Below are 20,724 nucleotides of genomic sequence, written 5' to 3' on the forward strand. Positions count from 1 at the left end.
AGAAGGAATACCCACTATTATTATAAAAGTTTGCAGAATTAAATTCTATCATTGGATTTGTAAAATTAAATTCCATATAAATTGATTTAGGGATGGAATTTAGTTTTTCAATTTACGAACAATGAATTTATTGATTAAAAAATCATAAAAACTATTGACAAATTTATTATATATAGTATACTGATTATAGAGTTAGTTAAAGCTAACTATTAATAATATCTAAAAGTTAGCAAATCCTAACCGATATATCTAAGCGTGTAAAGATATATAAAGAATAAAAGAGGATATGAATGATAGAAATAGTTGCCCTCATACTCCTATTCATCGTCATTTTAGATTAAAAAGCCAGATTAGATCTAGACATACTTGTAACTATGATATATTCTATCCTTTAACAGACACATTTTGTGTATGATGAAAAGTAATCTTCGGATTACTTTTTTTCTTTGGTATATAAAGTTGCGTTTGAAAGTTGAATGTGATAATCTAAATGTTAAGGTGATGAATATGAAGAAAATGGAATTGCGTCATACAAAAATATTGGAGTTATTAACTGAAAAGAATAAAGTTGATGTTACAGAATTATCTCAAAATCTTGGTGTGTCACAAGTGACAATACGTAAAGATTTGGATATGCTAGAGAAAAAAGGATTGATTGTTAGAGAACATGGCTTTGCGACGCTGAATGGACAGGATGATATGAATAATAGATTAGCCTATCATTATGATATTAAACAACAATTAGCCAAATCAGCTTGTCAGATGATTGAAGATGGTGAAACAATTATGATTGAATCTGGTTCCTGTTGTGCCTTACTAGCTCAAGAGATTGCTTCAACAAAAAAAGATGTTACAATTATTACGAATTCTTCTTTTATTGCTGATTACATTCGTCAATATTCTCAAGTCAAGCTGATTTTACTTGGCGGAGAATATCAAAAAGAAGCACAGGTTGTTGTAGGTCCAATGACAAGACGTTGCGTTGAAGCGTTCTTTGTTGATAAGTTTTTTATTGGTACAGATGGTTTTTCAAAAAATACGGGATTTACTGGAAATGATTATATGCGTAGTGAAACAGTGCGAGATATGGCTCGTCAGGCTGCTCATGTGATTGTTGTGACAGAGTCTTCTAAGTTTCAACAAGTAGGTTTGGTTAATTTATTGCCCACACAAGATGTCTATTGTGTTGTTACAGATGGAATGATTCCTCAAGAAAGTGAAGAATATTTACAAAGTCAAAATGTAATTGTCAAAAAGGTATAATAAAAGGAGCAATGCTCCTAAATAAAACAATCTAAACCTTCATCAATAAAAATTTGCTGATAATCTTTTAAGTCCTCATTATGGAGGGCTTTTTGATTTTTATAGGTATATTCTTTATTCAACATGTCATATTTTTTTTCACCAAATTGATGGAAAGGCAAGAGTTGCACACGTTTTAATCCAATCTTATGTAACATTCCAGCAAGTCCTCTTGCATCTTCTAAAGAATAATTGAAATCAGGAATGACAGGGATACGTGGTAATATGTCTATACCTTGTTGAAAAGCCCAGGTTAAGTTTTTTATAATCAGTTCATTATGAACGCCAGTTTTTAAGAAATGTTGTTGACTGTCGTAGTGCTTGACATCAAATAATAAAAGGTCAAACTGTGTGGCTAAATGTTGAAATGTTTCTTCTGGAACATATCCTGTCGTTTCAATTGCAGTATGGATATGTTCTTTTTTTAATGCCTGAATGAGTGCTTCAACGAATTGGGGTTGTCCCATACCTTCACCACCAGAAATCGTCACACCCCCTTGAGATTCTTCATAAAAAGGAAGATCCTGTTTGCAGATACGAACAATTTCATCAATGTCCTGATACTCTCCTTCACATGATAAAGAATGTGAAGGACATTGCTGAATGCATTGTAAACAACCAATGCATTGATCAAAATGAACATGGATATATCCATCCTGAAATGAGATTGCTTGTTGAGGACAAGTTTTTACACAATGGCAACAATGTAAACATGTGTCGTGATGACATAGAATCTGTATATTTTCATTTTGTGATTCCGGATTAGAACACCACTCACATCTTAATGGACAACCTTTTAAAAAGACTGTTGTACGGATACCAGGGCCATCATGAATACTAAATTTTTGAATATTAAAAATGATACCTTTTGTCATAGTCATTCTCCTTTTGACTATATGTTATCACAAATGTTTTAAATAGTAAATAAATAACTTTCAAATGAAATATAATATGTTTTTGTTCAAATAAATATTGACTTTAATTAGATATATGGTAAGATATATTTGAAAATGAAACACATAAAACTTTCAAATGAAATAAAAAGGAGAAGAAAAATGAAGAATGTTGAACATTTTGGTGATTTAACACCACGTATGAATCATTTTAGAGAAGCTGTATTGGATAAGAAACCTTATATTGATGCTCAGCGTGCATTGCTTGTGACAGAAGCTTATGAGAAATATAAGAATCAGACACCTGTCATGAAACGTGCCTATATGTTAAAAAATATATTGGAAAAAATGTCTATTTATATTGAAGATGAAACTTTAATTGTAGGAAATCAGGCTTCATCAAATAAAGATGCACCGATCTTTCCTGAGTATACAATGAAGTTTGTTATGGATGAATTAGATACATTTGAAAAACGTGATGGAGATGTCTTTTATATTACAGAAGAAACAAAAGAAGCTTTACGCTCTATTGCGCCATTTTGGGAAAATAATAATCTAAGAGCTAAAGGTGAAGCTTTACTTCCTGAAGAAGTCAGTGTTTTTATGGAAACAGGATTTTTTGGTATGGAAGGGAAACTGAATTCAGGAGATGCTCATTTGGCTGTTGAATATCAAAAAGTCTTAGAAATCGGTTTAAAGGGATATGAAGACAGAGTTTTAGATATCAAAAATCATTTGGATTTATGTGTTCCTGAAAATCTTAATAAATATCAATTTTATAATGCAGTATTGATTGTTATTGAAGCAGTCAAAACATTTGCAAAGCGTTTTAGTGTTCTAGCAAAAGAAAAAGCTGAAAAAGAAACAGGAAAAAGAAAAGAAGAATTATTGGAAATCAGTCGTATTTGTGACAAAGTGCCTTATCAGCCAGCTCAAACATTTCATGAAGCGATTCAATCAGTATGGTTTATTCAATTGATTTTACAGATTGAATCTAATGGACATTCATTATCATATGGTCGCTTTGATCAATATATGTATCCTTATTTAAAACATGATTTAGATAACAATATCATCACAGAAGATGAAGCAGTTGAATTACTAACAAATTTATGGATTAAAACTCTCACAATCAATAAAGTCCGTAGTCAGGCTCATACATTTTCAAGTGCTGGAAGCCCAATGTATCAAAATGTGACAATTGGAGGACAGACAACAGATAAAAAAGATGCCGTGAATCAATTATCTTTCTTAGTTTTGAAGTCAGTGGCACAAACAAGATTGCCTCAGCCAAACTTAACGGTGAGATACCATGCTCATATCAATCAGGAATTTTTTGATGAAGCTATTGAAGTGATGAAATTAGGAACTGGTATGCCAGCCTTTAATAATGATGAAGTGATTATTCCTTCATTTATTGAAAAAGGTGTCAAAGAAGAAGATGCTTATAACTATTCTGCAATTGGTTGCGTGGAAACAGCAGTGCCAGGAAAATGGGGTTATCGTTGTACAGGTATGAGTTATATGAATTTCCCAAGAATTTTATTAATTGCGATGAATAATGGGGTGGATATGACTTCTGGAAAACGTTTTGTAAAAGAATGTGGTTATTTTACAGAAATGAAATCTTATGAAGAATTGATGCAAGCATGGGATCAGGTAGTCAGAGAATTAACACGTATGAGTGTGATTGTTGAAAATGCAATTGATTTAGCTTCTGAAAAAGATGTTCCTGATGTTTTATGTTCAGCCCTTACTGAAGATTGTATTGGTCGTGGAAAGACAATTAAAGAAGGTGGAGCTGTCTATGATTTCATTTCAGGATTGCAGGTAGGTATTGCGAATATGGCTGATAGTCTGGCAGCAATTAAGAAACTTGTCTTTGATGAAAAGAAAATCACTCAACAACAATTATGGGATGCTTTAGTTGATGATTTTCAAAGTGAAGAAAGTCAAAGAATTCAAAGAATGTTGATTGAAGAAGCGCCTAAATATGGTAATGATAATGATGAAGTGGATCAGTTGGTCGTTGATGCCTATGCATCTTATATTGATGAAATGAAAAAGTATCCAAATACGCGTTATGGTAGAGGGCCAATTGGAGGTATTCGTTATGCTGGAACATCCTCTATTTCCGCTAATGTAGGGCAGGGATTTGGAACGATGGCAACACCAGATGGCAGACATGCTCATACACCATTGGCAGAAGGATGTTCACCAGCGCATAGTTGTGATAAAAGTGGTCCAACAGCGGTCTTTAAATCTGTGTCTAAATTACCAACTCATGAAATTACGGGTGGTGTTTTATTGAATCAGAAAGTAACACCACAGATGTTATCAACAGAAGAAAATAAACAGAAACTGGAAATGTTGATGAAAACATTCTTTAATAGATTGGAAGGATATCATGTTCAATATAATGTTGTGTCTAAAGAAACTTTAATTGATGCTCAAAAACATCCAGAAAAGCATAAGGATTTAATTGTGCGAGTGGCAGGATATTCAGCTTTCTTTAATGTGTTATCAAAAGCAACACAAGATGATATTATTGGAAGAACAGAACAAAGTTTATAGGGAGAAGATTATGGAATTTATTATTGATACAGTTGATTTAGAAGAAATTAAGGAAGCTGTTGCTTATATGCCTATCGTAGGTGTTACAAGCAATCCTTCTATTGTCAAGAAGACAAGCCCAGAGGATTTCTTTGCACATATGCGAGCAATCAGAGATATTATTGGAAAGGATAGAAGCCTTCATATTCAGGTGATTTCTAAGGATTGTCAAAGCATGGTCAAGGAAGCACATAGAATTCTTGAAGAAATAGACAGACAGGTCTATATCAAAGTACCCATATCTTATGAAGGAATCAAAGCGATTAAGATGTTGAAGGAAGAAAACATTCATGTCACAGCGACAGCTGTCTATGATTTGATGCAGGCTTATATGGCACTGGCAGCAGGGGCAGACTATATTGCACCATATGTCAATAGAATTGGGAATCTAGGAGCAGATCCAATGGAGCTCATCAATGAATTATCAAATCGTATTGTCATGGATGGATATGATACAAAGATAGTTGCAGCATCATTCAAGGGAGTGCAACAGATTAGAGAAGCCTTCAATTATGGAGCGCAGTCCATTACAGCACCAGTAGAGATCTTGAAACAGATTTTCAAGAATCCAAGCATAGAAAAAGCAGTAGATGATTTCAATGCCGACTGGTATAGCATGTATGGTGAAGGTAAAGGAATATGTGATTTATAGAGTCATCAGGTATTTTATGAAAAACTCATAAAATGCCTTTTTTAATGCACGTTATTTTACTTTATATCAAAAGTTCTTTACAATAAAAATAGGAAGGTGAAGATAATGAAAGTTTTAATTATTGGAGGTGTAGCTGCTGGAGCCACAACAGCTGCCAGACTGAGAAGATTAAATAAAGATGTAGAAATGATTGTTTTTGAAAAGGGAAATTATGTGTCTTATGCCAATTGTGGATTGCCTTATTATGTATCTGGTGAAATTCAAGGTAAAGATGATTTACTGTTGATGACACCACAATTATTTTATGATCGTTTTCAGATTGATGTCAGAGTGGCGAGTGAAGTCACAGCGATTCATCCTGAAAACAAGAGTATCTCCGTTTATAATCATATGACAGGAGAAACTTATGAAGAAAATTATGATCAGCTGGTTATTGCGACAGGATCATCGCCTATTCGATTGCCGATTCCTGGAATTGATCATCCTGATATTCAACAATTATGGACAATTGATGATTTTGAAAAAATACGCCAAAAAGTGGAACTGGAAAATATGCATACAGCATGTATTATCGGTGGAGGTTTTGTAGGGATTGAAACAGCTGAAAATTTAAAAGAATTGAATGTAGATGTTGATGTTATAGAAAAAGGACCACAAATCTTAAATAATTTAGATTTTGAGATGGTTCAGCCCATACATAAATATTTAAATCGAAAAGGTATTCATTTATATTTGAATACAGAATTATTAGCTTTTGAAGATCATCAATCCAAAATACAAGTCAAAACGAACTCTTTTACAAAAAGTTATGATTTGGTCATTCTTTCAGTCGGTGTAAAGCCACAAAGTGAAATAGCTAAAAAAGCTGGAATTGACTGTAATGCAAGAGGTGGTATTGTTGTAGATGAATATTTAAAAACAAATATTCCAGATATCTATGCAGTTGGAGATGTGATTGAAGTTGAACATTATATTCATCATCAAAAAACAATGATACCTTTGGCAGGTCCGGCTAACAAAGAAGGGCGAATTCTGGCAGATAATCTAGCAGGACATCCTCAAAAATATCTAGGATCATTAGGAAGTAGTATTATTAAAGTTTTTGAAATGGCCGCAGCAAGCACCGGCTTCAATGAAAAACAATTACAGGCTCAAGATTTACATAGACATCAAGATTATGAAGTGGTTATTATCCAACAAAAATCCCATGCGGGATACTATCCTGGAGCCAAGCCACTGACAATAAAGGTGATCTATGACCTTGAACAGAACATATTAGGAGCACAGGTTATAGGTTATGAAGGTGTTGATAAACGTATTGATGTGATTTCCACAGCTATTCATTATCATGGGAAAGTAACGGATTTAAAAGATCTTCATATCGCTTATGCTCCACCGTTTGCTTCGGCTAAGGATGCAATCAATATGGTAGGATATGTCGCTGAGAATATGCAAAATGGTTATATACAGTTGATGCTGCCTGATGAATATCAACAAATCAAAGATCATGTCATCACATTGGATGTCAGAGAAAACGATGAAAGAAAAGCTGGATATATTGAAGGATCTTATCATATTCCATACGGTGAATTGATTCATCGTTATCAGGAAATAGATCCAAAACAGACCGTTGTGATATATTGTGCAGTTGGAGTCAGAGCTTATAATTGTGCTAGAATTCTGATGCAAAGAGGATATCAGAAAGTTTATGTGTTAAGCGGAGGCTTAGGATTTTATTTGGATTATTGCTTCCAATAATCATGTGCTTTTACATAATCTTAACAAATTTTATACAAAAATATGATTTTTCCACCATTTAAAAAGATATACACTATGTTTGTCAATAAAGACGAATGATAAATGATAAAAAGGAAGGGTTAAAATATGAAAAAATTCGGAGCTTTATTATTAGCATGTGTATTAAGCTTTAGCTTGGTAGGATGCGGAAATAATGATGGAGGTAGCGATGCGGCTGCTTCAGGAAGTGGAGATGTGAGTGGAACTGTTGCTTTAAATGGTTCAACATCAATGGAAAAACTTGTTAATGGATTAAAAGAAGGTATTGTAGAAACTTATCCAAATTTACAATTAGAACCACAATTTACAGGTTCAAGTGCTGGGATTGAAGCAGTAACAAACGGAACTGCTGATATTGGAGATGTATCAAGAGCTTTAACTGATGAAGAAAAAGCAGGTGGTTTAGTAGAAAACATTGTTGCTTTAGATGGTATCGCAGTTGTTACTGATACAGCGAACACAGCTACAAATTTAACAACTCAACAATTAAAAGATATTTACACTGGAAAAATTACTAACTGGAGCGAAGTTGGTGGAGCTGACCAAAATATCGTTGTTATTGGACGTGAAAGTGGTTCAGGAACAAGAGATGCATTCGAAGAAATCTTAGATATCGCTGATCAATGTCAATTAGCTCAAACATTAAATGAAACTGGAGCAGTTGCTGCAGCTGTACAATCTACACCAGGAGCAATTGGATATATTTCATTAGATGCATTAAATGATAAAGTTAAAGCATTACAATTAGATGGTGTTGCACCAAGTGAAGAAACAGTAAAAGACGGTTCATATACTTTACAAAGACCATTCGTTATGGCAACTAAAGGTGAAATCAGTGAACAATCAGCACAAGTTCAAGCTGTATTTGAATTCATTAATAGTGATGCAGGACAAGAAGTTATCTCATCTGTTGGTTTAGTTTCAGCAAAATAGTCTTTTAAGGGGCATAGGATTATGCCTCTTTTTTTGTATAAAAATAAATTTTAAAGTTATACTGTTTGTAAAGAAAAAGTAAAGAAATAAATGTAAAAAAACATCGAAAATCATGGATTAAATACAAAGAAATTTAAACATTTTACATAATCTTAACATTTTTTATACAAAATATTGCTATTTCTTTTACATGAAAAGATATAAACTAGCATTGATTTGTGGAGCTATATATAAAAGAAGGGGTTAAATATGGAAAAGAAGATGATATCTATTATTGCAAATAGAAAAACAAAATCAATGGTAGAAAAAATAGCGTCTATTATTTTTACTTGTTGTGCTGTTGTTTCTATTGTAGCTGTTGTTGGGATTACAGCGTATATGTTTGTTTCAGGAACGCCAGCTATTTTTAAAGTTGGATTAACTGAAATTTTATTCAGCAATGTATGGGCACCAACTGCGGCTGATCCACATTATGGAATTCTTAATATAATCTTAACATCAATTGTTGGGGTAATCTTTGCGATTTTGATAGGAGTTCCTATTGGAATTTTAACAGCTGTCAACTTAGCTGAAATTGCTAATCCAAAAGTGAGAAATATTGTAAAATCAGCAGTTGAATTGTTAGCAGGGATTCCATCAGTCGTCTATGGACTTTTAGGAATATTAATTATCAATCCATTAATGTATCAATTGGAGCTGGCTATTTTTGCTGGGTCAAAAACACATCAGTTTACAGGTGGAGCCAATTTGATTTCAGCTATTTTGGTTTTGGCCATTATGATTTTACCAACGTTAATTAATATTACGGAAACATCATTAAAATCAGTACCAGATGATTATCGTAAAAGTTCTTTGGCGCTAGGTGCAAGTCAAATGCAGACAATTTTTAAAGTTGTTTTACCAGCTGCTAAAAATGGGATTATGTCAGCGGTTGTTTTAGGAGTTGGTCGTGCGATTGGTGAAGCCATGGCTATCTTGCTTGTGGCAGGGAACTCAGTCAATTTCCCATTACCATTCAATTCAGTTCGTTTCTTAACAACTGGTATCGTTTCTGAAATGGGATATGCTTCAGGAACACATCGTGAAGTATTATTTACAATTGGTTTGGTATTATTTATCTTTATTTTAGCAATTAACTTGATATTAACATTTATTTTAAAACGAGGTGGAGAAGATGGAAAATAGTATTTTTGATAAAAAAAGTAGATTAAGTGATAAAGTCTTAAGTTTTCTTATTCAATTATCCACTTTCATTTCTGTTGGTCTATTGATCGTTATTATTGGTTATATATTAATAAGAGGTATTCCAAGCTTCAATTTTGGATATCTTGTCAATACAACAAGTGTATTAAAGGATACAGTAGGGATTTTACCTAATATTATTAATACAGTTTATATGATTGTTGTGACATTATTGATCGCTGGTCCTATTAGTATTGGGGGAGCAATCTACTTAAATGAATATGCAACAAATAAGAAATTTGTTGAAATCATTTCATTTACAACTGAAGTTTTAGCTGGTATTCCATCTATTATTTATGGTTTATTCGGTATGTTGTTTTTTGGAAATTTATTAAAATTAGGGTATTCTATTTTAACAGGAGCCTTAACATTAGCTATTATGATTTTACCAATCATTTCTAGAAATACACAGGTTGCCTTGCAGGCAGTACCAAAAAGTTATCGTGAAGCAGCACTAGGAATTGGAGCGACAAAATGGTATATGATTCGTACAGTTTTATTACCAAGTGCGATTCCTGGAATTTTAACAGGTATCATTTTGGCAATGGGAAGAATTGTTGCTGAATCAGCTGCATTACTATTCACTGCAGGAAGTTTAGCAACATTACCTAGAGGGTTATTTGAACACTTATTCTCAAGTGGTGGAACTTTAACAATTCAACTTTATCTAGAAATGGCAAAAGCGAATTATGAGGTTGCCTTTGTCATTGCATTAATTTTAATTGTTGTTGTGTTAGTATTGAATTTCTTAGCAAAATGGATTTCTAAAAGATTTGATGTCAATAAAATTGATTAAGGAAGGTTAAAAAAATGAGTGTAAAAATTAGTTCTAAAAATTTAAATCTTCATTATGGAGAAAAACATGCATTGAAAGATGTGAATTTAGATATTGTAGAAAATAAAATCACAGCATTTATTGGTCCTTCAGGATGTGGGAAATCTACATTTCTTAAGACTTTAAATAGAATGAATGATTATGTAAATAATGTCAAAATTGATGGTGAAATTACATTAGATGGAGAAAATATTTATGATCCACGTGTTGATACAACAGTGTTACGTAAAAAAGTAGGGATGGTTTTTCAGCAACCTAATCCATTTCCAATGAGTATTTATGATAATATTGCTTATGGACCAAGAATTCATGGTATTAAAAATAAAAAGAAATTAGATGAAATTGTTGAAAAAAGTTTAAAAGCAGCAGCTTTATATGATGAAGTTGCAGATCGTTTGCATACATCAGCACTTGGTTTATCTGGTGGACAACAACAGCGTTTATGTATTGCAAGATGTTTAGCAGTAGAACCAGAAATCATTTTATTGGATGAACCAACAAGTGCCTTGGATCCTATTTCTACATTAAAAATTGAAGAGTTATTAATGGAATTAAAGGATAAATATACAATTGCAATTGTCACACATAATATGCAGCAGGCATCACGTATTGCTGATTATACGGCTTTCTTCTTGGTTGGAGAAATGGTAGAATATGGTGAAACAAAAGACATTTTCTCAATGCCTAAAGATAAACGTACAGAAGATTATATTACTGGTCGTTTTGGTTAAGAGTTGTGTTTTGCATGAAAAACAAATATAATGGAGGTATGTAAAATGATGAGAAAACTATTTGACGAAGAATTAGAAAAGTTAAATGTTGATTTAACAAAAATGGGGCATCTTGTAGAAGTTGCTATTGAAAATATGATTGATGCTTTTAAACATCAGGATAAAGCTCTTGCAAAAGAGATTATTACAAATGATCGTTTAATTAATGATATGGAAAGAACTGTTGAATCAAGAGCATTTAATTTGATTTTACGTCAACAACCTATCGCAACTGATTTAAGAAATGTAACAACAGCTTTAAAAATTGTTACTGATTTGGAAAGAATTGGGGATCAGGCTGCTGATATTGCAGAAATTATCATGAATTTTGAAGGTGAACATGCTTATAAGACAGTTGAGCATATTCCAACAATGGCTAAAAAAGCTAAAATTATGGTTCATGAATCTATAGATTCATTTATTAAAAAAGATTTATCTACTGCACGTTTAGTGAAAAGCATGGATGATGAAATTGATGCTTTATTTGAAGAAGTGAAACAGGAAGTTGCAGAAATTATTAAAGAAAACAGCGAAAGAATTGATTACTGTATTGATTTCTTAATGATTGCGAAATACTTAGAAAAAGTTGGAGATCATGCAGTCAATATCTGTGAATGGTTAGAATTTAATCAAACTGGTTCAGTGAATGATCAAAGATTGATTTAGGAGGGTTAACAATGAACGAACGTATTTTTGTCATAGAGGATGATGAAAATATTCAGGAGATAGTTAAACTATCTCTTGAATCTAATGGTTATCAGGTTACACTATTTGATAATGCTATTGATGCTATAATAGAAATAAAAAGAGAGGCACCAGATTTAGCTATTTTTGATGTGATGTTGCCACAGATGGATGGGATTTCTGCTGTCAAAAAGGTTAGAGAAACAAATACAGAAATGCCTATCTTGATTTTAAGTGCCAAAGATAGTGAAATTGATAAGATTCATGGCTTAGATAGTGGTAGTGATGATTATATGACAAAGCCATTTGGTGTATTGGAGCTTTGTGCTCGCGTTCGTACATTATTAAGAAGAGTTCATCCTAAATCAAAAGTTTTAAGAACACCATCCTTATTTATTGACAAGTCAACACATGTGGTAAAACATCATCAAGAAACTATGGATTTAACACATAAAGAATATCAATTGCTTGTTTATTTAATAGAAAATAAAGATCGTGTTGTCGAAAGAGATGAATTATTAAATAATATTTGGGGATATGATTTTATTGGGGAATCAAGAGCATTAGATGTTCATATTCGTTCACTTCGTAAGAAGTTAAATGATGATGGAGAAAAATATATTAAAACAATTCGTTCGGTGGGTTATCGTTTTGTAGAAAAAGAGGAGGATAAGTATGACTAAATCTATCCTCCGTTATTTTATTGTGATTCTGGTTGTTGCATTATTAAGCAGTTGTGTGATTTCTGGAGCGCTGTTATCTAATAGCATTTTAGATACAACTGAACACGATATGCTGTATTCTTTAAAACTGATTGATTATGCCTTGGATTATCAGCATCCGCTTGATGGACAAATTGAAAAGTTAAATCCCTTGGCATATAGTGATGATACACGTATTAGTGTGATAGATCTTGAAGGTAATGTTGTTGCTGATACGGCAAAAGATTCTATATCTGAAAATCATTTGAATCGTGAGGAAATTCAGGAAGCTTTAAAATCCAGTGAAGGATATGCTCAAAGAAAATCTGAAACAACAGGTGAGGATACACTTTATGTAGCTTTATATAATCATGAAGACTATATAATTAGACTGGCTATTCCTTATCACGGTATTACTGATTATTTAGGTTCGTTAATTCCAGCTTTTGCAGTAAGCAGTATTATTTCGTTTTTAATTGCGTTTATACTATCACGTAAGCTGGCAGTGACAATCTCTAAACCTATTATTGAAATTAGTGAAAGTCTTGATCATATGAGTAAAGATTTTAGAGTTGATTTGAAGGATTATGATTATCAGGAATTTAATGTGATTGTAGACACGATTTATAATTTATCACATCGATTACGTAAATCTATGCGTCAGGTCAAACTGGAACGTATTAAAATAGATGAAATTTTAAAACAAATGAATGAGGGATTTGTTTTATTGGATGAAGACTATCAAATTTTAAGTATTAATGAAAAGGCAATATCTATATTAGGAGATATGAAAGTACATGATCGTATTTTAGATTATCTTTATTTTCCTGATATTATACAAGCTTTACAAAATAATATTACAAAACAACAGGTTGAGCTAAAAATAGATCATAATATTTATGCTTGTTATATTTCACGAGTTGATTTTGGGACAACTTTGCTTTTCGTGGACATTACGGCATCGAAAAAAGCAGAAAAAATGCGTAGTGAATTTTTCTCTAATGTTTCTCATGAATTGAAAACACCAATGACATCTATTAGGGGATATAGTGATTTATTGGCTCAAGGTGTTGTCCAAAATGAAAGTCAAAAACAAGTTATGTTAGAAAAGATTCAAACAGAAGTTGATAGTATGTCACGATTGATTAATGATATATTGATGCTGTCAAGATTAGAAAGTATGGATATTGAAGCAGAAATGATGCCAATTAAAATGCGAAGTATCGTGGACGAAGTTTTAGAAAGTTATGAAGTAGAAATAGCGAAACATGATATCCATATGGAATATTCTTTTGAAGATATGGTGTACATAGGAAATCATCAACAAATCTATACATTATTAAACAATATTATAGGAAATGCCATTAAGTATAATAAAGATCATGGAAGTGTCTTTGTGGATATTGAAGCGCAAGGCGATGGTATGAAAATTGTTGTCAAAGATACGGGTATTGGTATTCCACTTGCAGATCAGGCACGTGTGTTTGAAAGATTTTATCGTGTGGATAAAGGAAGAAGTAAACAGCGCGGAGGAACTGGACTTGGTTTGGCTATTGTTAAACATATAGTATCGCATTATAAAGGTACGATTTCATTGAAGAGTGAATTGAATATAGGAACAACGATTGAAATTGTTTTACCGCAACAAAAAAGAACTGAATCTTAGTCAATGTCGTCAATTTAACGACAAATTTAAATTAGAAATCTGACATATTCAGATTTCTTTTTTTGTTTATTAAGATTCATAAGTAATTATAGAAGTGATATATCATATTTAGTGAAATATCAATGATTTAATGATATAATTGTAGTATAGAAAAGGAGTGGTTTTATGTTTGTGAAGGTTGTTCAAAATAATAGAGGCAAAAAAGGAACTTATTTCTGCTCTCTTGTTGAGTCTTATCGTGATGGTGATAAAATCAAGCACCGCACTATTCGTAGTTTTGGTCTTCTTACTGAAGAACAGGTTCCCTATCTTAAAGCCATGTATGCTAAAAAGAAACCTAGACTTGTGTATGATGATGAAGAATAATGTCTATCTATTCTACATTTGAATATTTTGATGCTCTTTTGTCTCATCCTGATATTTTTGAGATTGCTAGAAAAGATCCTAGATATTTTACAAGAGATTCAAAATTGGGACTTACAGGACTGCTCAAGTTTCTCATATCTAGACAAGGTTACACAGTTGCCAATGAAATCAATCATTACTATTCATCTTTTGGGTTGGAAAAGTCAGTTTCCAAGCAGGCGATATTTCAGGCACAGAAAAAGCTGGATTATAAAGTGTTTCCATATATAAATTCAAAGTTATGTAAGCACTATTATCAGAATAATGATTATGAAACATTGAAAGGATATACAGTTGTAGCTATAGATGGATCGGTTGGAGAAGCACCTTACACTGAAGAAAATGCTAGAGTTTTTGGAGTTAATGATCCCAATAGAAACAATTTATTTAAAGCTTCTCCAAGAATATCTGGATTTTTAGATGTATGCAATGGTATATATATTGATGTATTGATTAAATCTTATAAGGATTCTGAAATACCCATGGCATATGAACAAATGAATAATATTCATGATATTCTAGAAAAGCAGAAAGTTATATACATGGGTGACCGCAATTATCCATCAACTGATATCTTTGTTTATTATAATATGAAAGGCGATAAATTCTGTTACAGAGGAAAGCCAAACTTTTATAAGAAACAGCTAGAAAATATTGAAAGAGATGGTTGGATTGAAATAGATTTGGATGACAGATGGATTAATCGCTTTAAAGTTGAGGAAGTCAAGGATTATGCCAGAGGACATAGGAAATTCAGATTAAGAGTCATCAAAGTTATGAAATCTGAATTAAGACAATTAAAGGTTAGTGAAAAAGATGAAGAAATCATTATTTTCACGAATCTTGATGAAAATGAATGGTCAACAAAAGAAATTCTAATGCTTTATGGAAACCGATGGTCAGCAGAAACCGGAAATGATATCCTAAAAAATAAGATTGAGATGGAAAGAGTAACGAGCGAAAAAGCAGAACTCATACTGCAGGAATTACATTCACAGGTTATAGTTCATAATTTAGCTGCAATGATAAAAAAAGAATCAGATAAACTTATCACACATACTGAAAAATATAATTATCAGACAAATATAAATAACCTGATACAATTATTAAGGGCTAATCTTGCAAAACTCTTAAACATGAAAGATGGATTCAGGAGACTCATAAATAAAATAATAAGAAAAGCCTCAAAAAATAAAGAGCCTATTCGACCCAATAGACTCTTTGGAAGATGGAATGTCTATACCAAGAAACCAACAACACTCAAATATAGAGTTGATGGCAAACGAAATCCCAAAGTTAGAAAAATGAAAAAGGGATATTTACGTATAAAATGCTAATCGGTAGTATAGACATCATTTTCTAAAAAATTATAACTTAAAAACTTAAAAAAATCATTAAAAATGATCAGTATCTTTTTGTGCTTTTTTAGCACAGAAAGAAAAAAAGGGAGAATTTTGAATTTGATCAAATATTCTCTCTATTTTAATGTCATTAAATTGACGACATTGAGCAGTAAATTCTGCTTCTTTTTAACATAAGATATATTTAAAATCGTTATTATCAGTTGAATAAATAAGATCTTCTGAAGTGTCATTACGAAAATGGAAGAGCTGTCCATCTTCAATTTTTCCATTCCATGTTGCAACAACAATAATATCTTTTGATAATTCTTTAAGGAAAGCTAATAAATCAATTTGACTATTTTTTGCATAAAGAATTTTTTTATTATCTAACAATAAAACTTTTTGGTGGTAAGTTGTTAAAAAGTTTTTCATCTCAGGTAGAAGTTTTTCACTTGGTGTATGATAGAAAATTTTATCAAGATCAAGAATAGGAATACCTGTTTCTTCACTATATTGACGAATGACTTTTGATTTTCCACTTCCAGGCTGTCCAATGATTAGTAAAAGTTTGTACTCTGCATGACTGATGTCTTCTATTTTTTTATTCAAATCCATTGCTATAATCTCCTTTTCTGTTTTTATTTGTTAAGAATATTATAGCATTTTCTGTAAGCGTTTTCTATGTATATCGTAAAAAAAGCTTTTTTTATCTTTTATTTATATTCTTGTAAACATAATATCAATTGACCAATTAAAATATATTCTTGAATATTTTCTATTTTGATGATACGTGGTAGATACTTTTCAGGTATATATTGAGCAATCATCTTTCTTAACTCATCAACATCAGGAATAAGAGTGCAAGAAAGAATAATAGCTTCTGGTCCAATCACAGAAGATAAAGCTGCAATTGTTTTAGATACAAGCTCTAAAGCGCCTTCAGGTGTTTTGGCAAGTGTTTGTGGTGGGGCAGAATAATTGAGTGGTAAGTACTGCACTTCTCCAGCAATATGCGCATGACCTTTCACAAGTTGTCCATTAACAATAATTCCTGCTCCCCCAAAATGGTTATTTGGCTGAAATAAGAAAATCAGTGATGAAAATTGTTGTTGAGAAGCGTAATAACCGACTGCGGCAGTATTGACATCATTATCAATGACAATATGTTGATGGTAGCGCTCCTTGAGTAGCTGATACATGTTAAAATTATTTAATCCTATGATACTTGTAGAAGCGACAAAACCATTATTGATAATACCTGGTGTTGAAATGCCAATGATTTGAATACGTGGATATTGTAATAAGATTGTATCAATGACATCATAAATGTCTTCCATGCTGATTTTAAATTTAATAATTTCATTGCTGCTGATAATATGATTTTGTTCATCATAGAGATGATAGGCAATGTGAACACGTAAACTGTTTCTAAATAGAGACAAAACAAGAATCTTTGTATTTTGATGTGGAATGACTTGTAATGGTTTGATAGTTGATTCAGTTTTAGAATTATGAGGTAACTTTTGATGTTCTAAGGCATGTCTGACAAGTTGTAAAGTTTTGGCGACATCATATTTGGCAAAAACTTGTGGAGGTACTTTTAAGACAATTTTATCTTTTAAGATTTCCTGTACTTTTGCATGCATGAATGAGATTTGTGGAGCTAATAAAATCACATCATATTCATTGCCTACATTAAATAAATCAGTATATCCAATCGCTCTGACCTCATAATGATAATCTAAAATTTGAGCTGCTTCATTGAGCTTAGAAGCAAAATAAGACGTTGTTAAACCACCACTACAACTTAATAATATTTTGATTTTTGGTTTATCAACCAATTGTAGAATATTATTCATCATTTCATTAAAAAGTTCAGTAGCATGTTTCATAGTTTTCATTTGAAAATGAAGATAAAACTCAATATTTTGAGTCATTGTATTGGTAACACTTAATTCAATAATATTTAAGGGATTAAAAATAACTTGACTGAAACTATAATTGGTTTTAATATCTATGATATTTTCATTTTTATCATCAAGATAGATTTGACATTGACTTTGATCCTGAATTAAAATCCATTGCTTAAAAAGCATTGTGTGAATATCTCTTAAAAATTCATCCATAAAAAATCCCCCTTTATCTTTATTATAGAGGGAGAAATGGATAAAATCATATATTTTGCTAAAGTAGAAAATAATTTTTTAAAAAAAGTTCTATTTATCAATATTTTTGATAAAAAACTATCATAAATTGAAGAATGAATTGTTTTGTAAATAATAATCAATGACTTCTAAAACACCTTCATCATTAAATCCTGGTGCCACCCATTGAAAATCTTTTTTCATTTCTTCTTTTGCATTTGCCATCACATAGCCATATTTGACTGTTGATAACATCTCTCGATCATTGTCAGCATCACCAAAAGCCATAACTTCATCAGGTGAAATATGAAACTCTTTCATTAACAATTGAATTGCCATGCCTTTGCTGACAAAACGAGGAATAATATCAATACAGGCATGTCCGCTATCAACAATTCTAATATCTTGACTGGCAATTTGAGTCAAATCATGAATACGTTGAGTTGTATTTTGTTGAGGTAAGTAAAGCGCAAATTTCACAATAGGTTCTTTAATGAGTGAAAAGTTTTGAACTTTTTTCACATGAGGAAAATAGGGAAGAAACATTTGATAATAATGTTCAGGTAATGATTCTAATGTGTAAGATTGATTTTTTGTACATACCCAGCATAAAACATCAGGCATTGTTTGAAGTGTATCAATAATCAGTTGACTGTCCTGAGAGGATATATGTGCAAAATATAGCTCTTTACCTTCACTGATAATGTAACCTCCATTTTCAGCAATATAAGTTAATTCATTTTGAATATGAGGAAAACAGTTTTGAAGTTTCTTGTATGGATTACCACTTGCTACCACAAAGCGAATGCCTCTATCTTTTAATATTTGATAAATGTGATCAAAACGTTTTTGATTATAAGATGAATTTTCATCTAAAAACGTTCCATCCATATCTACCGCAATCATTTTTATAGCCATGAATTGATTCCCCTTTATTTGATATATAAGCATTATAACATAAAAAATTAAGAAAATATTAATAAATAGACATGAAAAATATGGATAATAAAAAGAGGAGGGATTGATATGAAAACAGTTATCATAAAACCCCATCATTTTATGGATATTTTTAAATTATATGGTACAGGAATTGAAGAATTTGTTCCTGACCAAAAGATGGGACATGATTTTTATGCTATTGCTAATGCTATTATAAAAAATCCTTATTTACTTTGCCAACTGACAATAGAAGGGGATGATATATGTAAACCATGTCATTATTATCAAAAACATCAATGTCAGGATACTCTTTTTCATATTCAAGGTATTTCAAAAAAAGGACAATATAATCAATTGTTAGATCAAAGAATTATAGAACTGTATCAGCTTTATAATACCCAATATCAAGTGTTGGAATTATGCCAGATATTTTATCGTCATCATGAACTTATAGCGAAGGTATGGAAAGAGGAAGATGATCAGCAAGTGGAGAAACGTCGTGACTTTTTCGTAAAAGGTGTAGAAAAATACTTTTTTAAATACAAAGATGATGTCATGACAAAATATTTTGAAGATATATAAGAGTCAAAAAGATGCAATCATGTGCATCTTTTTTCTAAATATTCATAAATAGATAGATTTTTTTGTAAAAAGAACTGTTTTAAATTCTGTTCATCAATAATTTTAACATGATGATAATCTAATATCTCATAAACAGATTTTCTATCCTGCGATGTTTCCTGATATAAGGAACTATTTATTTGAAAATGATTCCCATCTCGCATATGAAATTGATAGATAATATTATAATATGTCACAGGTCCAAAACCAATGCCACCAATCTTTTTTTCAACATGGATTTTAACATTGCAAATATCTTTGTATAAATAATGTCTGGCTATTTCATGGGTTGTGTTTTCTAATACTGCTTTTATACTCTTTGCCTTCATTTTATAGCTGTCAAATATATAGAAATCGACAATTCCAAATTCATAGTATTTTTCATGAAATAATATGAATATGAAAATAATTGTCAGGAGGATAACACTCAATAAATATAAACCCCAATGTATATGAGTCATTGTATGAGTATTGATAAAATATAAAAGAAAGCTCATAGTGATCAAAGTTGTAGAAATAAATATGAATATGATTTCTTTTAGAAATTGAAAAGGGGTTGTTTTTCTTCCTAATGTGACAACAGGGTAGGGCTTTATAAATTCAGATGCTTTATGAATAATTGATTTAATTTCATCATGTGAATGAGCAGGCTGATTTTGAAATTCTCCATCAATAATTGCATCTAACAAGGGAATGTTTTTTTGATTTAAATGAAAACATTTCTGTTGAACTTCTTCTAGATTTTCAATCTTTGCTTGTAAAAATTTTAAATGTTTATTTAGTATATTTTGAAATTGATCTGGATTTAGAAGAATTGTTTGAATCATTTCTAGAGGAATATCTAAATCTCTTAAAAAATGTATTTTTCTTAATATCTGGACATCTTCCTGTGTATAATTTCTATAACCATTTTCATCCCTTTTTGGCTTTAAAAAACCTAATTTTTCATAATAGCGTATTGTTTGAGAATTGATTTGTAATAATTTTTCGACTTCTTTGATTTTCATATGCATATCGTCCTTTCGTCTTTAAGCGTCTATGATTATATTTGAAAAGAGTTATATATGATCCAATGTCGTCAATTTAAGAAGCTATAAGCCGATAGAAATCTATTAAGACATCTATCGACTTTTTAATTTTAAAATATAAAAGAATATTTTGGCTATATTGATAGAATTTTCAAT

At 31.4% G+C, this 20,724-nt stretch carries 19 protein-coding genes; 14 read left to right on the plus strand and 5 right to left on the minus strand.

The window, feature by feature from the left end; all coding sequences use genetic code 11:
- Positions 1–516 precede the first annotated feature (516 nt).
- Positions 517–1,263 carry a DeoR/GlpR family DNA-binding transcription regulator gene (locus B5E48_RS11435; RefSeq protein WP_087244907.1) on the plus strand — a complete coding sequence of 249 codons (747 nt, stop codon included), beginning with the start codon at positions 517–519 and terminating at the stop codon, positions 1,261–1,263.
- Positions 1,264–1,280: 17 nt separating this feature from the next.
- Here the strand turns inward: B5E48_RS11435 and B5E48_RS11440 are convergent, their stop codons facing one another.
- Complete coding sequence (locus B5E48_RS11440; RefSeq protein ID WP_087305123.1) at positions 1,281–2,177, minus strand: glycyl-radical enzyme activating protein; 897 nt, start codon at positions 2,175–2,177, stop codon at positions 1,281–1,283.
- A gap of 180 nt (positions 2,178–2,357) precedes the next feature.
- On the opposite strand from B5E48_RS11440, the gene B5E48_RS11445 reads away from it, so the two are divergent.
- The 12 genes from B5E48_RS11445 to B5E48_RS11500 all read left to right on the plus strand — a co-directional run bounded on the left by B5E48_RS11445 (position 2,358) and on the right by B5E48_RS11500 (position 15,830).
- Positions 2,358–4,769 (plus strand): glycyl radical protein, encoded by a 2,412-nt coding sequence (locus B5E48_RS11445; RefSeq protein ID WP_087244872.1) that lies wholly within the window; start codon positions 2,358–2,360, stop codon positions 4,767–4,769.
- 10 nt (positions 4,770–4,779) lie between these two features.
- Entirely contained in the window at positions 4,780–5,460 is a 681-nt protein-coding gene (locus B5E48_RS11450) for a fructose-6-phosphate aldolase (RefSeq protein ID WP_087305125.1), read from the plus strand.
- Positions 5,461–5,565: 105 nt separating this feature from the next.
- Positions 5,566–7,218: an FAD-dependent oxidoreductase gene (locus B5E48_RS11455; RefSeq protein WP_087305127.1), complete on the plus strand. Its 1,653-nt coding sequence runs from the start codon at positions 5,566–5,568 to the stop codon at positions 7,216–7,218.
- 126 nt (positions 7,219–7,344) lie between these two features.
- On the plus strand, positions 7,345–8,190 hold the full coding sequence (locus B5E48_RS11460; RefSeq protein WP_087305130.1) for a phosphate ABC transporter substrate-binding protein: 846 nt from the start codon (positions 7,345–7,347) through the stop codon (positions 8,188–8,190).
- Between the two features lie 249 nt (positions 8,191–8,439).
- On the plus strand, positions 8,440–9,375 hold the full coding sequence (pstC, locus tag B5E48_RS11465) for a phosphate ABC transporter permease subunit PstC (RefSeq protein ID WP_087305132.1): 936 nt from the start codon (positions 8,440–8,442) through the stop codon (positions 9,373–9,375).
- A complete protein-coding gene (pstA, locus tag B5E48_RS11470; RefSeq protein ID WP_087297715.1) occupies positions 9,365–10,228 on the plus strand; it encodes a phosphate ABC transporter permease PstA in 864 nt (287 codons plus the stop codon). Before pstC ends, pstA begins: the two co-directional genes overlap by 11 nt.
- A 14-nt stretch (positions 10,229–10,242) precedes the next feature.
- Complete coding sequence (gene pstB, locus B5E48_RS11475; RefSeq protein WP_087246003.1) at positions 10,243–10,998, plus strand: phosphate ABC transporter ATP-binding protein PstB; 756 nt, start codon at positions 10,243–10,245, stop codon at positions 10,996–10,998.
- A gap of 45 nt (positions 10,999–11,043) precedes the next feature.
- On the plus strand, positions 11,044–11,703 hold the full coding sequence (gene phoU / locus B5E48_RS11480; RefSeq protein ID WP_087305134.1) for a phosphate signaling complex protein PhoU: 660 nt from the start codon (positions 11,044–11,046) through the stop codon (positions 11,701–11,703).
- An 11-nt stretch (positions 11,704–11,714) separates the two neighbouring features.
- Entirely contained in the window at positions 11,715–12,404 is a 690-nt protein-coding gene (locus tag B5E48_RS11485; protein WP_087305136.1) for a response regulator transcription factor, read from the plus strand.
- Complete coding sequence (locus tag B5E48_RS11490) at positions 12,397–14,088, plus strand: sensor histidine kinase (protein WP_087305138.1); 1,692 nt, start codon at positions 12,397–12,399, stop codon at positions 14,086–14,088. Before B5E48_RS11485 ends, B5E48_RS11490 begins: the two co-directional genes overlap by 8 nt.
- Positions 14,089–14,253: 165 nt before the next feature.
- Positions 14,254–14,454, plus strand: a complete 201-nt coding sequence (locus B5E48_RS11495) for a hypothetical protein (RefSeq protein WP_087244157.1) — start codon at positions 14,254–14,256, stop codon at positions 14,452–14,454.
- Positions 14,454–15,830, plus strand: coding sequence for an IS4 family transposase (locus B5E48_RS11500; protein WP_087305140.1), 1,377 nt, complete (start codon positions 14,454–14,456; stop codon positions 15,828–15,830). The genes B5E48_RS11495 and B5E48_RS11500 overlap by 1 nt, the downstream gene beginning before the upstream one ends.
- A 192-nt stretch (positions 15,831–16,022) precedes the next feature.
- Here the strand turns inward: B5E48_RS11500 and brxF are convergent, their stop codons facing one another.
- From brxF to B5E48_RS11515, 3 genes are all read right to left on the minus strand, one after another.
- On the minus strand, positions 16,023–16,451 hold the full coding sequence (gene brxF / locus B5E48_RS11505) for a BREX-3 system P-loop-containing protein BrxF (RefSeq protein WP_087244158.1): 429 nt from the start codon (positions 16,449–16,451) through the stop codon (positions 16,023–16,025).
- Positions 16,452–16,549: 98 nt separating this feature from the next.
- The gene (locus tag B5E48_RS11510; protein ID WP_087305142.1) at positions 16,550–17,962 is read right to left on the minus strand and encodes an ROK family protein; all 1,413 of its coding nucleotides are present in this window, start codon (positions 17,960–17,962) and stop codon (positions 16,550–16,552) included.
- A gap of 120 nt (positions 17,963–18,082) precedes the next feature.
- Entirely contained in the window at positions 18,083–18,898 is an 816-nt protein-coding gene (locus B5E48_RS11515) for a Cof-type HAD-IIB family hydrolase (protein ID WP_158097295.1), read from the minus strand.
- Positions 18,899–19,006: 108 nt separating this feature from the next.
- On the opposite strand from B5E48_RS11515, the gene B5E48_RS13805 reads away from it, so the two are divergent.
- Positions 19,007–19,501 (plus strand): hypothetical protein, encoded by a 495-nt coding sequence (locus tag B5E48_RS13805; RefSeq protein ID WP_206399249.1) that lies wholly within the window; start codon positions 19,007–19,009, stop codon positions 19,499–19,501.
- Between the two features lie 17 nt (positions 19,502–19,518).
- Here the strand turns inward: B5E48_RS13805 and B5E48_RS11525 are convergent, their stop codons facing one another.
- Entirely contained in the window at positions 19,519–20,547 is a 1,029-nt protein-coding gene (locus B5E48_RS11525) for a MerR family transcriptional regulator (protein ID WP_158097296.1), read from the minus strand.
- Positions 20,548–20,724 lie beyond the last annotated feature (177 nt).

Source organism: Massilimicrobiota sp. An105, from assembly GCF_002161155.1.
Taxonomy (GTDB): domain Bacteria; phylum Bacillota_I; class Bacilli_A; order Erysipelotrichales; family Coprobacillaceae; genus Allocoprobacillus; species Allocoprobacillus merdigallinarum.